Annotated in this window: 17 protein-coding genes; 12 read left to right on the top strand and 5 right to left on the bottom strand. The window is 47.9% G+C overall.

What is annotated here, in order from left to right; translation table 11 throughout:
• Positions 1-24 precede the first annotated feature (24 nt).
• Positions 25-210 (bottom strand): YhzD family protein, encoded by a 186-nt coding sequence (locus DSM465_RS0111910; protein ID WP_008881599.1) that lies wholly within the window; start codon positions 208-210, stop codon positions 25-27.
• Positions 211-357: 147 nt separating this feature from the next.
• On the opposite strand from DSM465_RS0111910, the gene DSM465_RS0111905 reads away from it, so the two are divergent.
• From DSM465_RS0111905 to DSM465_RS0111880, 6 genes are all read left to right on the top strand, one after another.
• Positions 358-1,257 (top strand): ABC transporter ATP-binding protein, encoded by a 900-nt coding sequence (locus DSM465_RS0111905; RefSeq protein ID WP_011886860.1) that lies wholly within the window; start codon positions 358-360, stop codon positions 1,255-1,257.
• Entirely contained in the window at positions 1,250-2,479 is a 1,230-nt protein-coding gene (locus tag DSM465_RS0111900) for an ABC transporter permease (protein ID WP_029761447.1), read from the top strand. Before DSM465_RS0111905 ends, DSM465_RS0111900 begins: the two co-directional genes overlap by 8 nt.
• A gap of 118 nt (positions 2,480-2,597) precedes the next feature.
• Positions 2,598-3,575: a 3'-5' exoribonuclease YhaM gene (yhaM, locus tag DSM465_RS0111895; RefSeq protein WP_008882068.1), complete on the top strand. Its 978-nt coding sequence runs from the start codon at positions 2,598-2,600 to the stop codon at positions 3,573-3,575.
• A 251-nt stretch (positions 3,576-3,826) separates the two neighbouring features.
• Positions 3,827-4,012: a sporulation YhaL family protein gene (locus DSM465_RS0111890; protein ID WP_008882066.1), complete on the top strand. Its 186-nt coding sequence runs from the start codon at positions 3,827-3,829 to the stop codon at positions 4,010-4,012.
• A 128-nt stretch (positions 4,013-4,140) separates the two neighbouring features.
• Positions 4,141-5,223: a 3-phosphoserine/phosphohydroxythreonine transaminase gene (serC, locus tag DSM465_RS0111885; protein ID WP_171355418.1), complete on the top strand. Its 1,083-nt coding sequence runs from the start codon at positions 4,141-4,143 to the stop codon at positions 5,221-5,223.
• Between the two features lie 94 nt (positions 5,224-5,317).
• The gene (locus tag DSM465_RS0111880) at positions 5,318-5,842 is read left to right on the top strand and encodes a tryptophan transporter (RefSeq protein ID WP_011886865.1); all 525 of its coding nucleotides are present in this window, start codon (positions 5,318-5,320) and stop codon (positions 5,840-5,842) included.
• Positions 5,843-5,958: 116 nt separating this feature from the next.
• Here the strand turns inward: DSM465_RS0111880 and DSM465_RS0111875 are convergent, their stop codons facing one another.
• Positions 5,959-6,147: a hypothetical protein gene (locus DSM465_RS0111875; RefSeq protein WP_029761445.1), complete on the bottom strand. Its 189-nt coding sequence runs from the start codon at positions 6,145-6,147 to the stop codon at positions 5,959-5,961.
• Between the two features lie 155 nt (positions 6,148-6,302).
• Between DSM465_RS0111875 and DSM465_RS0111870 the strand changes: the two genes are divergently transcribed.
• Entirely contained in the window at positions 6,303-6,908 is a 606-nt protein-coding gene (locus DSM465_RS0111870) for an HTH-type transcriptional regulator Hpr (protein WP_029761444.1), read from the top strand.
• Here the strand turns inward: DSM465_RS0111870 and DSM465_RS0111865 are convergent.
• A complete protein-coding gene (locus DSM465_RS0111865) occupies positions 6,901-7,242 on the bottom strand; it encodes a YhaI family protein (protein ID WP_008882061.1) in 342 nt (113 codons plus the stop codon). The genes DSM465_RS0111870 and DSM465_RS0111865 overlap by 8 nt on opposite strands.
• A 195-nt stretch (positions 7,243-7,437) precedes the next feature.
• Between DSM465_RS0111865 and DSM465_RS0111860 the strand changes: the two genes are divergently transcribed.
• Entirely contained in the window at positions 7,438-7,617 is a 180-nt protein-coding gene (locus tag DSM465_RS0111860) for a hypothetical protein (RefSeq protein WP_008882060.1), read from the top strand.
• An 82-nt stretch (positions 7,618-7,699) separates the two neighbouring features.
• On the opposite strand, the gene DSM465_RS19010 is transcribed toward DSM465_RS0111860, so the two are convergent.
• The gene (locus DSM465_RS19010; RefSeq protein WP_078172610.1) at positions 7,700-7,789 is read right to left on the bottom strand and encodes a YjcZ family sporulation protein; all 90 of its coding nucleotides are present in this window, start codon (positions 7,787-7,789) and stop codon (positions 7,700-7,702) included.
• Between the two features lie 277 nt (positions 7,790-8,066).
• On the opposite strand from DSM465_RS19010, the gene DSM465_RS0111850 reads away from it, so the two are divergent.
• Positions 8,067-8,903 carry a peptidylprolyl isomerase gene (locus tag DSM465_RS0111850; RefSeq protein WP_008882059.1) on the top strand — a complete coding sequence of 279 codons (837 nt, stop codon included), beginning with the start codon at positions 8,067-8,069 and terminating at the stop codon, positions 8,901-8,903.
• Between the two features lie 34 nt (positions 8,904-8,937).
• On the opposite strand, the gene DSM465_RS0111845 is transcribed toward DSM465_RS0111850, so the two are convergent.
• On the bottom strand, positions 8,938-9,360 hold the full coding sequence (locus DSM465_RS0111845; RefSeq protein ID WP_029761443.1) for an HIT family protein: 423 nt from the start codon (positions 9,358-9,360) through the stop codon (positions 8,938-8,940).
• A gap of 472 nt (positions 9,361-9,832) precedes the next feature.
• Here DSM465_RS0111845 and DSM465_RS0111840 point away from each other — a divergent pair, with 472 nt between their 5' ends.
• The 3 genes from DSM465_RS0111840 (at position 9,833) to DSM465_RS0111830 (ending at position 13,428) form a co-directional block, all read left to right on the top strand.
• Positions 9,833-10,570, top strand: coding sequence for an ABC transporter ATP-binding protein (locus DSM465_RS0111840; protein ID WP_011886869.1), 738 nt, complete (start codon positions 9,833-9,835; stop codon positions 10,568-10,570).
• Positions 10,567-11,781, top strand: a complete 1,215-nt coding sequence (locus DSM465_RS0111835; RefSeq protein WP_029761442.1) for an ABC transporter permease — start codon at positions 10,567-10,569, stop codon at positions 11,779-11,781. The genes DSM465_RS0111840 and DSM465_RS0111835 overlap by 4 nt, the downstream gene beginning before the upstream one ends.
• A gap of 246 nt (positions 11,782-12,027) precedes the next feature.
• Entirely contained in the window at positions 12,028-13,428 is a 1,401-nt protein-coding gene (locus tag DSM465_RS0111830; protein WP_029761441.1) for a hypothetical protein, read from the top strand.
• The last annotated feature ends 163 nt before the right edge of the window (positions 13,429-13,591 follow it).

Genomic DNA, 13,591 nt, shown 5'->3' with positions numbered 1-13,591 from the left:
CCCGGGCGTTCCGGGGTGTTTTGCTTAGCGGTGAAACAAAATCAACTTGCCGCTCGCGTTGACGCAGCGGTGGGTTTTATCAAAACAGCCGCGCTCGCGAAGCTTTTGTTCGCCGATTTTTTTTGCTTCCTCATCATTGGCAGCTTCAAATGTCTCATCAAGCAACTTTTCTCCGTTACGTTCAAAAGCGGTCAACGTATACGTCGGCATGTGAACATCTCCCTTCGCTGAATCATGATTCACTTCTTTTTCATTAGCGAATCATAAGGAAAATTCCTGCTTGTGGTTGAAACTTTTTTTAGGTGGTAGACGTTATATATAGGGGTGGAAATTTCATTTTATTTTGGGGGAATGTGGATGAGTTTAGAGATCATTGATGTGACGAAGCGATTTGGTCAGACGACGGCTGTTGATCATTTGACGTTGACGGTTCCAGAAGGGAAAATGTTTGGATTGCTTGGGGCAAATGGAGCGGGAAAAACGACGACCTTTCGGATGATTTTAGGGCTCCTATTGCCGACAGAAGGCACGATTCGGTGGCAAGGAGAATCGATTGATTACTCTAAAAGTCATCTGATCGGTTATTTGCCGGAAGAGCGCGGATTGTATCCGAAGTTGAAAGTGCAAGAGCAGCTTTTGTATTTAGGACGGTTGCGCGGAATGAAAAAGGCCGATATTGTCCCAGAAATCAATCGCTGGCTCGAGCGTTTTCATATCCGTGATTACGCCAACAAGCGGGTTGAGGAGTTGTCGAAAGGCAACCAACAAAAAATCCAGTTTATTGCCGCTGTGCTTCATCGACCGAATCTATTAATCTTAGATGAGCCTTTCAGTGGACTTGATCCGGTAAACGTCGAGCTGTTGAAAGAGGCGGTGCTTGATTTAAAACGAAACGGAACAACCATTGTTTTTTCAAGTCATCGAATGGAACACGTCGAAGAGTTGTGCGAGCATGTATGCATTTTGCGAAGTGGGCAAGCAATTGTATCTGGGGCGCTGCGCGAGTTGAAACGGTCATTTGGCAGGAAAAATCTTCTCATTCGCGGCGAAGGAGCATTTGAAGAATTGAAAGATTTTCCTGGCGTCCTTCGATACAATCAAACGGCTGAAGGGGTGCGATTGCAAATCGCCAATGAAGAGACAGCGCAAGCTATCTTCCGCCATATCGCAGATCGGGTGACGGTGCGTCTATTTGCTTTGGAAGAGCCGTCTTTGCATGATATTTTTATCGAAAAAGTAGGTGCTGCGTATGAATAAATTTTGGCTTGTATTAGGACATACGTATGTGACAAAGCTCAAGGCGAAGGCGTTCCTGATCACAACCGCTATTACCTGTCTCTTGATCATCGGATTGGCCAATATTAAGACGATCATCGAGTTTTTCACCAGCGATGAACAGGAGCATGTCGCGGTCATTGACCGTACGGAATCTTTGTACAAAGCGCTCGAAAAGCAGGTGAATCGTGAAGAAATCACGTTAACTAAAATTACCGATATGGAAGACGAAGCAAAAAGGGCTGTCAAAGAAGGAGAATGGGATGGATTGCTCATATTGTCTATGGATGCGGAAGGATTACCGGAGGCAGCTTATTATGCGAATACGATTGCAGATAATCGAACGCCTGAAGAACTGGAGCGAGTGTTAAATGAGCTGAAAACAGCACTTTCTGCTGCTAAAATCGGCCTCACAGAGGAACAAATGGCCGTGCTTTACCAACCAGTTCCGTTTCAAAAGGTGGCGCTAGAAGAAAACGCGAAAACCGAAGAGGAGTTGAACCAAGCGCGTTCACTTGTTTACGTCCTTCTGTTCGCAATGTATATGTTTGTCCTCATGTACGGAGGTATGATGGCTACCGAAGTCGCGACAGAAAAATCGTCGCGTGTGATGGAGATTTTAGTGTCGAGTGTTTCTCCCGTTCAACATCTGTTTGGCAAAATTATCGGCGTGGCGCTTGTCAGCTTGACACAGTTTTTCGTTTTCTTTGCTGTTGGGTTCACCGCTCTCAAAATGAACGGTCAGGAATTGTGGCGCTTTCTAGGGTTTGACAATGTGTCGATGTCGATATGGGTGTATGCGCTCATTTTCTTCCTGCTTGGTTATCTCTTGTATGCGGTGTTATTTGCTGTGCTCGGTTCGCTCGTCAGCCGTGTGGAGGATGTGCAGTCAGCGATTACCCCGGCAATGATATTGGTTATCGTCGCATTTATGATCGCCATGTCTGGATTGAATATGCCGGAATCAGCGTTTATCATTGGTGCCTCGTTCATTCCTTTTTTCACCCCGATGCTCATGTTTTTGCGCGTCGGTCTCGTTTCAGTACCGATGTGGGAAGTAGCGCTCAGTTTTGCCTTGTTATTAACGACGATTGCTGTGCTCATTTATATCGGCGCGAAAGTGTATCGCGGCGGTGTGCTCATGTATGGGCGGATGAATATTTTCAAAGATATGAAACAAGCCGTTCAGCTGACAAAAAAATAAGCGGTGTAAAGAGACGATGGAGCCCGGTTTCCTTGCCTAGTCGGCAAGGCTTTCTTTTTGCGGTTCGACCGTTATGATATACTAAAGGGTACGTAAAGAGAAACGGAGGAGAACAAACGTGGCGAAAGGCATTATTCATTATGAAGTCGGGGAACAAGTCGATTTGTTTTTGCTCATTAAATCAGCAACCAAAGGCATTGCCAGCAACGGCAAGCCGTTTTTAACATTAATTTTACAAGATAAAAGCGGCGACATTGAAGCAAAGTTGTGGGATGTGTCTCCTGACGATGAGGAACGGTACGCGCCGGAATGCATTGTCAAAGTGGTCGGTGATATTCATAATTACCGCGGCAAACTGCAGCTTCGCATCCGCTCGATCCGCCCCGCCCATCCGAGCGAAGCGGTGCGTGTTGATGATTTTTTAGAGACTGCTCCGCTTACTCGTGAGGAAATGAAGGCGAAAGTGATGGATTACATATTTTCCATGGAAAATCCAAATATTCAGCGCATTACGCGTTATTTGCTAAAAAAATATGAAACGCCGTTTTTTGAGTATCCGGCAGCGACGAAAAACCATCATGAATTTATTTCCGGACTGGCGTATCACGTCGTCTCTATGCTCGAACTCGCTGAGGCGCTCGTTCGCTTGTATCCGTCGCTCAATAAAGACTTGCTTTATGCCGGCATTATTTTGCATGACCTTGGCAAAGTGATCGAACTGTCCGGCCCAGTATCGGCGGTGTATACGCTTGAAGGCAATTTGCTCGGTCATATTTCAATCATGGTCAGCGAAATTAGCAAGGCGGCTGAACAGCTCGGCATTCAAGGCGAAGAGGTCGTCATTTTGCAACATCTCGTGTTGTCGCACCACGGAAAAGCGGAGTGGGGCAGCCCGAAGCCGCCGCTTGTCAAAGAGGCGGAAGTGCTTCATTATATTGATAATTTGGATGCGAAGATGAATATGATCGACCGTGCACTGGAAAAAGTGAAGCCAGGCGAGTTTACCGAGCGCATTTTTGCCCTTGACAACCGTTCATTTTACAAGCCGGCGTTTTTGGCTGTTTCAGCGCCAAAGACAGCGGGTAATGAGAAATAGCTACAGGGATAGGAGGGATGAGACGGGATCGAACCGATCATGGAAATCATCCCAATTCTCCAACATAGTTGAAAGAAGGCTCGAACGAGCGGCGATGACAGAGGAGGAAAGCAAAGGGGAAAGAAAAAACGAGACGAGCATAAGCGTTGTCCCGAAGAAAGAGGCGGTATATCCGCCTCTTTCTTTATGCATACGGTTGCCTGCTTGTGCGTATAGTTTAGTAAGACAAGCACAGTAAAAGGGGGATGGAGATGCTTAGCTTGCCGTGGTGGATCTACTTAGTTGTTGCCGGTATTATTTTCAGCGGTTATATGACCGTGAAAACAGCAGCGCGCGAGCGGGAAATCGATGAGGCGTTCATTGAAAAAGAAGGGGAGATTTATATGGAGCGCATCCGTCAGGAGCGCGAGCGGCGAAAGCAGGCAAAGTCCTTGTAATCAAGGGCTTTTTTTTTGGGGTCATCATTTGAAAGCGCTTTTTCAAAAAATTCCCTTTCTTTTTTAAAAATTCGTGTTAGGATAATAATATCAAAGGGACTACCTGGAGAATAAAGTGAGGGATGACAGTGGAACGCGTGTACAATTTTAACGCCGGCCCGTCGGCGCTGCCGTTGCCGGTACTCGAGCGGGCGCAAAAGGAGCTACTCAACTTCCAGAATACTGGCATGTCGGTGATGGAATTAAGCCATCGCAGCAAGGAATATGACGCCGTCCACAATGCGGCGAAAGAGCGGCTCAAGCGACTCCTCAACGTACCGGATGGCTATGACATTTTATTTTTGCAAGGTGGGGCGAGTCTGCAGTTTTCGATGGTGCCGATGAATTTCCTCACCGAAGGGAAAATCGGCTGCTATGTTTTAACCGGTTCATGGTCGGAAAAAGCGCTGAAAGAAGCGCAAAAAATCGGTTTGACGACGGTCGTCGCTTCAAGTAAGGAGGCGAACTACACGTATATTCCATCGTTGGACGACGTGAAATGGCCGAAAGATGCTTCCTACGTCCATATTACGTCCAACAACACTATTTTTGGTACACAATGGAATGAGTTTCCAGACGTGCCGGTTGATCTTGTTGCTGATATGTCAAGTGATATTTTGAGCCGGCCGTTTGATGTCAGCAAGTTTGCCTTGATTTACGCTGGAGCGCAAAAAAATCTTGGCCCGTCGGGAGTCACGGTCGTCATCATCCGCAACGATTTGCTTGAACGCATTCCGGATGGGCTGCCGACGATGCTCGACTACCGGACGCACCAAAAAAGCAATTCGTTATACAACACACCACCGACGTTTGCGATTTATATGCTGTCGCTCGTGCTCGAATGGGTTGAAGAACAGGGCGGAGTGGCGGCAATCGAAGCGCGCAACCAGCAAAAAGCAGCTGTGCTGTATGAGGCCATTGACGAAAGCGGAGGCTTTTACAAACCGCATGCGGAAAAAGGAAGTCGCTCGCTCATGAACGTCACGTTCACACTGCCGAGTGAAGAACTGACGAAGGCATTCCTCGCAGAAGCGAAGGAGCGAAACTTTGTCGGACTTGGTGGACACCGATCGGTTGGGGGCTGCCGAGCGTCGATTTACAACGCTGTACCGCTTGAGGCGTGCGAGGCACTCGCGGCATTTATGAACGACTTCCGTCGCCGTTTTGCCTGAAAATTTTTTCTTCACTTTTATACTGCAAAGTGATATAATGATAGAAAAATTCTCAAGCAAGAGAATAGGTGAGGAGAGAAGAGGAGAGATGAGCATGAATGTGAGAACATTAGTATCGATGGCGCTGTTAGTCGGAATCGGAGCTGTGCTGCACGCGGTCATTCCCGGGTTGTTTGCCGGCATGAAGCCGGACATGATGCTGGCGATGATGTTTTTGGCAATTTTGTTGTTTCCAAGTGCTAAAGCGGCTGGTATTGTCGGTGTCGCCACCGGCTTGATCTCGGCAATGACGACGACGTTCCCGGGCGGGCAGCTGCCAAATGTGATCGATAAAATCATCACCGCCTTTGTTGTGTTTGCCCTAGTGACATTGCTGAAAAAATATAGCCAAACGGTTATCGGAGCCGCGGTGCTGACGGCTGTCGGCACCGTCATCTCCGGTGTGGTGTTTTTGACGGCGGTGCTTTTGATCGTCGGGTTGCCAGGTGAAGCGGCGTTTTCGACGCTGTTTGTCACCGTTGTGCTGCCAGCTGCGGCGTTGAACACGGTGGCGATGGTCATCGTCTATCCGATCGTGGCATCGATTTTCCGACGGATGAACGTCACAGCGCACGTGTAAACGGCAAAAAACCCGATCATTGTTGGTCGGGTTTTTTGCTATCAAAGTGGGTAGGCAAAAAAAGCCCATTGCTAGCCTGGTTACTACCTTCTGTTATGTGAAAATTCAAATAAGTGCTAGGCGTAGCCGAGAAGCCAGGCAACGAGCAGACAAATGGACGCTATTCCAATATAGCGCACTGCCTGCTCTTTCAACAGCGCTTTCGGCGGATACGCCCGCGCTTTCCATAAGGAAACAAACGCGTTTATAAAAAAACAGAAAAATAAGAATCCAACAGCAGCAAACAGCCATTGTATATACATCATTATGTTCTCCCCCTGTATGCAGCAAGCGCTTTTATACTTACTAATATGAATATGCAGAAAAAATTATAAAAATAAATATTTTTGTCTTTATTCCTTTTTGTTTTATTGATATAATAGAAAGTAAAAAATACGGTGAGGGAAGAGTGGGTGGAACGATGAAATCGACGGAACAACATTATTCCATCAAAGAGGCCATGTTATTTAGCCAACGGATCGCCCAGCTGAGCAAGGCGCTGTGGAAATCGATTGAAAAAGATTGGCAACAATGGATTAAACCGTTTAACTTGAACATTAACGAACACCATATTTTATGGATTGCGTACCATTTTAAAGGCGCCTCCATTTCGGAAATCGCCAAGTTTGGTGTGATGCACGTCTCGACAGCATTTAATTTCTCGAAGAAGTTGGAAGAAAAAGGGTTGCTTTCGTTTTCTAAAAAACAAGATGATAAGCGCAATACGTACATTGAGCTGACGGAAAAAGGCGAAGAAGTGCTGATGAAATTGATGGAGACATACGACCCAACAAGAAACGCCGTCTTTAACGGGGCGCTGCCGTTACGCGAGTTATATGGTAAGTTTCCTGAAATTTTAGAAATGATGTGCATCGTCCGCAATATTTATGGGGACGACTTTATGGAGATTTTTGAACGGGCGTTCGAAAACATTAAAGAAGATTTTGTTGAGCAAGATGGCAAACTCGTCAAGCGGGCGCCAAAAGCGGAAGAGCACGAGAAAGAACTGGCCAGCCAGGCTAACTGACAGTTCGGATGAGTGTTTTTAGCTCTGTCATGAGCGGCACGAACATTTGTTGAGCCAACATGGCATCAACTGTTTGTTCAAGCGGAAGGTTCGGATGAAGCATCCCGGCAAATTGCACGAGCAGGGGAGTGAAGATTGTCAATCCTTCCGCTTTTTGCTGCTCATATTGTTCAGCGAGCTCCTGGCAAAACGAAAGGAACGCGTCGACTTCTTCTTTTGTTAAATCAGCGCGGATGATGAGAGAATAAAACGGTTTTTTTGCTTCATCCACCATTTCCATCAGCAATGACTGGTGAAATTCGAGCTTGGCCACTCGCTTTTCCAACGATTCCATACACCGTGCTCCTTTGGCTGACATAAAATTATGACGGCTTTTACGTATATTTTACCGAATTTGTTCACATTAACCAATAGAAAAAATCGGTTCGCCATGCTCGGAAGAGAAAAAAAGATTGATTTCTCACTATGAACGATGTAAAGTTAAAGCCATGGGCGGCGTTTGGCTAAGATGGGGAGGAGGGGAACAGCTTTGGCGCTTTATTTTATCCCTCTGGCGGTTATGATTTTGTTTTTGGTGAACAAGCTCACCCACTCGCTCTGTGCACAGCGCGATATTCCGGAGGAGCAACAGCCGGCCGTTTTTCGCACGATTAATGTACTTATTACGATTTTATTGATTTCTTCCTATTTCGAAGTATTGTTTACATAAAAAGCTGCCCGCCCTGCTCACAGGTGAAGATGGGGACGATGAAGAAAAAGGGTGCTCCCGGCGTGGGAGCACCCTCTTTCATTTAGTAGATGACACAAGCACAGCCGACAATGATTAGCAAAATAAACAGCACGACAATTAACGAAAACCCTCCGCTATAAGGTGCGCTCATCGTAACACCCCCTTTCGGCAAGGAGAACACCAGCACAGTGCTTCATCCCCATCATATGTATGGCAAGCGTACATGTGATGGGCAGATGACTAAAATGGAAAGAGGTTTTTTTTGGCTGTAAATGTGATATAGTTATTGTCGTGGTTTAGGCGGACAGGTGTTTTGTTTCCCCGTGCCGTTGACATGTTGAACAGGTCTAAAAGCTTGATGCCGGAACATCAATAGCCGGCCTCGCGGAAAAGGAAAAACGAAAAAAGATATAGGGGTTGTGAAACAAATGAAAAAATGGATGATGGCTACCGCCGTTGTTTCGCTTATGGCTTTGTCGGCCTGCAATAACGGCGATTCAGAAGCAGTTGTGGAAACGAAAAACGGTGCTATTACGAAAGATGAATTTTATAATGAGATGAAAGAGCGTGTCGGCAAGACAGTGCTACGCGACTTGATTGATGAAAAAGTGTTGAGCAAAAAGTACAAGGTGACTGATGAGGAAATTGACCGTGAAATCGAACGGATTAAGGAAGCGTACGGCACACAGTACGACCTGGCTGTACAGCAAAATGGAGAAAAAGTGATCCGCGAGATGATCAAGCTCGACCTGCTACGGGCGAAAGCGGCTATTGAAGACATTAAAGTGACGGATAAAGAGCTGAAAGAGTATTATGACAATTACAAGCCGAAAGTTCGCGCCAGCCATATTTTAGTGGAAGATGAAAAAACGGCGAAAGAAGTGAAAGCGAAGTTGGACAAAGGCGAGGACTTCGCCAAGTTGGCGAAAGAATACTCGCAAGATCCTGGCTCGGCTTCTAACGGCGGTGACTTAGGCTGGTTTGGCGCAGGGAAAATGGTCAAAGAGTTTGAAGAGGCTGCCTACAAGCTGAAAGTCGGCGAAGTGAGCGACCCGATCAAGACGGATTACGGTTACCATATCATTAAAGTGACGGATAAGGAAAAGAAAAAAACGTTTGACAAAATGAAAGAAGAAATAACGTTTGAAGTGAAACGGAGCAAACTCGACCCGTCAACGATGCAGTCGAAAGTGGACAAACTTGTGAAAGATGCTAATGTCAAGATCAAAGACAAAGATTTGCAAGATGTGCTTGAGCAACAATAAAAACCGGGAGCAGGAAACCCCTGCTTCCGGTTTTTTAGTTGAGCTGTTCGCGGATTGTGGCGGCGATCGCTTGCAAGTCGGCAGGCGTATAGTCGCTTGCATGTGACTTCCAAACAGCTCCGAACCCGTCACCTTTGCCATAGCGCGGAATAAGGTGGAGATGGTAATGGAACACCGTTTGCCCGGCTGCTTCGCCATTGTTGTTCAGCAAATTGAGCCCGGCTGGTGAGAACGCTTTATTCAATGCGTTGGCGATCGTCGGTACGACGCTAAACAGCCGGCTGGCCATATCAGGAGTGAGGGTAAAAACGTTTTCTGTATGTACTTTCGGGATGACAAGCGTATGCCCTTTTGTCACTTGGCTGATGTCTAAAAATGCGAGCACGTGCTCGTCTTCGTACACTTTCGCCGCCGGCAGTTCGCCCTTAATAATTTTGCAAAAAATGCAATCGCTCACGGAAACGGTCACCCTTTCCTTTCGTTTTCTTCATTTTACCATAAAAAAACCGGGATGTAATCCCGTGAAACGATTACATCCCGGTCGATGAAAAGGGGAGAGGATCATTCAAATGTGCGTTTGATGAACACCCCATTTGCGACAAAGTCGTTTAGACGTGAGCGCTTCCTTTGTTCAAGGTGACCATCCCTTTTGGACAGGTTCGTTGCTTTTGAGCAACAAATAGATGGTCTTTATTTATGAACAGTTACAACGTCTTGCAGCTCACAAAGGTGTCTTTGACAAACACCCCATTTCAGATGGATTGTTCATCGGTTTTTATTTGGTGATTCCCCATCCCCTCTTCGCTATTTATCATGCCCGGGATAAGAGCATTTATACAGGACGACGAAAAGAACTTTTTTGGTAACGATAGACGTTCTTTGGTAAAATGGGGACAAACGTGATTCAAGATACGGAAAGGAAGCGAACGATGACGCTTTTGCAAGTGGAGCACTTATACGGGGGATATACGTCGCAAAACGTGCTTGAGGATGTGACGTTTACAGTTGAACGTGGAGAAATGGTCGCATTAATCGGCTTAAATGGTGCTGGCAAAAGTACGACGATCAAACATATTATCGGGCTGATGGAACCGCGTCGCGGTACGATTTCGGTCAACGGATATACGTTGGCTGCGAAGCCGGAAACGTACCGGAAGCAATTTGCTTTTATTCCCGAAACACCGGTGTTGTATGAAGAATTGACGCTTGAAGAGCACTTGCGGCTAGCGGCGATGGCGTACGGACTTAGTGAAGAGGAATATGAGCGCCGCCTTCCGCCACTGCTTCGTGAGTTTCGCTTAGAGCGGCGGCTTTCCTCGTTTCCAGCGCACTTTTCCAAAGGGATGAAACAAAAAGTGATGATTGTTTGTGCTTTTTTGCTTGAGCCGCCGCTTTATGTTATCGATGAGCCGTTTCTCGGCCTTGACCCGCTCGCCATACATGCGTTGCTGGAGCGGATGAATGAACAAAAGGCGAAGGGGGCAGGCATCTTGTTGTCGACACACATTTTAGCGACAGCGGAGCGATATTGTGATTCGTTCATCATTTTGCATCAAGGACGCGTCAAAGCGAAAGGGACACTTGACGATATTCGCCGCCAGTTCGGGCTTAAAGCGGCGACGCTCGATGAAGTATATATCGAATTGACAAAGGACGATGCGCCATGATCGATGCCCGTAAGCTTTGGTGGCAGCGTCTCCGAGCCGAGGGGAAAAAGAGGGCGCGCTATTTGCGCTATATGTTGAACGATCACTTGCTCGTTGGTTTAATCATCGTTCTTAGCGGTGTAGCGGTCACGTACAAGCGTTGGGTCGAGACGCTTCCCGACTCGTTTCCATATGCGGCCATTGCTGCGGTGGCGTTCGGCTGGGCAGCTGCAGCGGGGACGGTGCGCACGTTGTTTCGTGAGGCGGATACAGTGTTTTTGCTGGCTGCTGAATGGCAGCTGCGCCCGTATATTCGCCGGGCATTTCTCTTCTCAGCCATGTGGCATGTATACGGCCTCTGCTTGCTGCTTTTGTTGGCCGGCCCGCTTCACTCCCGGTTTTCTTCGGTGCCGTGGCCGCTTTTTTTGCTTGGACTCGTCGGCTTAAAGTTTTGGAATTTATGGGCCGCTTGGAAAGGAAGTTACATCGCCGAGCCGTCTTTTCACCGCCAAAGCGCGCTCGCCCGCTTTGGGTTAGCCGCATTAGCCGTTTATTTTTGGCTGGCAGACGCGCCATGGCTGTTTTTAGTGACGATTGTTGCGCTGATGGTGGCTCTTTCGATTTACTTAGCACGTTTAACGAAAGATAAAATGTGGAAATGGGATCGGCTTATTGCCGAAGAGCAGCGCGCAGCAAGAGCGTTTTATCGATTGGCGAACTTGTTTACCGATGTCCCCGAATGGAAGGAGGAAGCGAAGCGGCGACGCTGGCTTGACCCGTTGCTTCGTCTGATCCCGTACGGGCAAGGGAACGCCTTTTTTTACTTGTACGTACGCACATTTCTTCGCGCTGGCGGGTATGCGGGGTTATACATCCGTTTGACGATGATTGGGAGCGTGTTGCTCGTTGTGGTCGATCACGAATATGCACAGGCAGCCATCTTGTTTTTGTTTCTTTATGCGACCGCCATTCAGTTATCGGTACTACCTTCTCGCCATCGGTATTTGCTATGGACACAACTGTACCCGCTGCCGCGAACGCAGCCAGCTGCTGCTGCCATTCGGTTGTTCTCTATCTTGCTTATCGGACAAAATACCGTGTTTCATCTTGTGTTGTTTGCTGTTTCCCCGCACTTTCTTTGGCTTGTCACATGGGTGGGTGGAATCGTTTGGGGCGTTTGGACGGCCAAACGATATGTACGCCCGCGACACGAGCGAAAAGCCGGGCGCTAACGCTTTTTTGTGTTGGCGCCGGCATTTTTTATTTTTGGTGAACATGTCTCCGCACTATACACCTTTGTCCACACTCACACTTCTGCTTGTGCTTCTTCCTCACATCTCTGTTCCCGGATTGTGCTTCAGACTGTTGTTTGCACTTTGTTCTCACACCTCTGAGCACGTTTCATATGCTGTAGTACACCGGCCTAGGTGCACGTCCGGGGGGACGGGCTGGAAGTTGGGGAGAAAGGGGATTGGTTTATGGGTGTAGAGCTTGTGGCACTGCACTGGATTTACTTGCTGTTTATCGTGCTCATTATTGGGTTTATGGTTGCCCGCAAAGATACATCGCTCGTTTGCATTGCCGGCATTTTTTTGTTGGCGGCGGTCGCCACCCATTCACTGAGCGCGGCAGTGAGCGGGGTGTTTAACAGCTTTATTTACGCCATTACCGAACTGTTGCCGACGATTTTAGTCATCTCGATTATTGTCGCGATGAGCAAAGTGCTGTCGGTGACTGGTATTAACGATGTGATGGTGTCGCCATTTGTCCGTTTTATTCGCACGCCGGCTTGGGCGTATTGGACGATCGGGATGTTGATGATGGTGATTTCTTGGTTTTTCTGGCCGTCTCCGGCCGTTGCCCTGATGGGGGCGGTGCTATTGCCAGCGGCGGTCCGCGTCGGGCTGCCCGCGCTAGGGGTGGCGATGGCGATGAACTTGTTCGGACACGGTATCGCCCTTTCTGGTGATTTTATCATTCAAGCGGCGCCGAAACTGACGGCTGATGCAGCCGGATTGCCGGTTAGCGAGGTAATTGCTGCTAGTGTACCACTCGTTTTTGTTATGGGGGTGGTCACGACTGTCACCGCATTTTATTTGTTGCGCCGCGACATGAAGCGAGGGCGCTTGACGAGTGGGGATGCAGAAATCGCTGCGGCCACCGATTCGACGCTCGAGAAAACGGGTGGGCTGCTGGCCGAGCCAACCAAAAAATGGATGGCGTTTTTGATTCCGGTGCTGTTTGCTCTTGATGTTGTTGCGATGTTTTATTTGCACTTGCAAGGCGGCGAGGCAACGGCTCTAGTTGGCGGCACAGCGATTTTTATTTTAATTCTCATTTCTATTTTAGCTCACCGACAAGAAAGCTTTGAGGAAGTGACGAATTATTTTATCGAGGGATTCCAGTTCGGGTTTAAAGTGTTCGGCCCTGTTATTCCCATTGCTGCCTTTTTCTATCTTGGCGATGCCGGGTTCGCGAAAATTATCGGTGACTATTTGCCACAGGCGTCACAGGGCATTGTCAACGATTTAGGGGTGGCTTTAGCCCATGCAGTGCCGTTGAGCAATGAGATCGGAGCGGTGACGCTCACAATCGTCGGGGCCATTACCGGTCTTGACGGCTCCGGGTTTTCTGGTATCTCGCTTGCCGGTTCGGTCGCCCATTTGTTCGCAGTTGCCATTGGTGGCGGAGCGGCTACGTTAACGGCACTTGGCCAGATTGCCGCCATTTGGGTCGGCGGTGGCACGCTCGTTCCATGGGCGCTCATTCCGGCGGCTGCCATTTGCGGAGTCGACCCATTTGAATTGGCGCGCCGCAACTTAATTCCAGTCGCTGTCGGTTTAGCGGTCACGACCGTTGTCGCCATGTTTCTCATTTAAAGAAAACGCTGTCCCGTGCGGCCGGGGCGGCTTTTTTGTTATAATAAGCATGTGTTGAAAAATCGGGCGATTTTTTGACAGTTTGTTTCCTTCTCTATACATTGGACAGCGAAAGCTGTATAGTGAAAAAGAGATAAGCAATGTGAATGTGCAAAAAATGAGA

This window comes from Geobacillus thermodenitrificans subsp. thermodenitrificans DSM 465, assembly GCF_000496575.1.
Classification (GTDB): Bacteria; Bacillota; Bacilli; order Bacillales; family Anoxybacillaceae; genus Geobacillus; species Geobacillus thermodenitrificans.
The sequence above is the reverse complement of the archived record's forward strand: the minus strand, read 5'-3'. Positions and strand labels throughout refer to the sequence as shown.

Coding starts and splice junctions, on each gene's coding strand:
- DSM465_RS0111875 (WP_029761445.1), bottom strand. CDS start 6,147: ATGATGTATATACAATGGCTGTTTGCTGCTGTTGGATTCTTATTTTTC.
- DSM465_RS0111865 (WP_008882061.1), bottom strand. CDS start 7,242: ATGGAATCGTTGGAAAAGCGAGTGGCCAAGCTCGAATTTCACCAGTCA.
- DSM465_RS0111880 (WP_011886865.1), top strand. CDS start 5,318: ATGAATGTGAGAACATTAGTATCGATGGCGCTGTTAGTCGGAATCGGA.
- DSM465_RS19010 (WP_078172610.1), bottom strand. CDS start 7,789: ATGAGCGCACCTTATAGCGGAGGGTTTTCGTTAATTGTCGTGCTGTTT.
- DSM465_RS0111870 (WP_029761444.1), top strand. CDS start 6,303: ATGAAATCGACGGAACAACATTATTCCATCAAAGAGGCCATGTTATTT.
- DSM465_RS0111850 (WP_008882059.1), top strand. CDS start 8,067: ATGAAAAAATGGATGATGGCTACCGCCGTTGTTTCGCTTATGGCTTTG.
- DSM465_RS0111900 (WP_029761447.1), top strand. CDS start 1,250: ATGAATAAATTTTGGCTTGTATTAGGACATACGTATGTGACAAAGCTC.
- DSM465_RS0111830 (WP_029761441.1), top strand. CDS start 12,028: ATGGGTGTAGAGCTTGTGGCACTGCACTGGATTTACTTGCTGTTTATC.
- DSM465_RS0111910 (WP_008881599.1), bottom strand. CDS start 210: ATGCCGACGTATACGTTGACCGCTTTTGAACGTAACGGAGAAAAGTTG.
- DSM465_RS0111840 (WP_011886869.1), top strand. CDS start 9,833: ATGACGCTTTTGCAAGTGGAGCACTTATACGGGGGATATACGTCGCAA.
- DSM465_RS0111905 (WP_011886860.1), top strand. CDS start 358: ATGAGTTTAGAGATCATTGATGTGACGAAGCGATTTGGTCAGACGACG.
- DSM465_RS0111835 (WP_029761442.1), top strand. CDS start 10,567: ATGATCGATGCCCGTAAGCTTTGGTGGCAGCGTCTCCGAGCCGAGGGG.
- DSM465_RS0111890 (WP_008882066.1), top strand. CDS start 3,827: ATGCTTAGCTTGCCGTGGTGGATCTACTTAGTTGTTGCCGGTATTATT.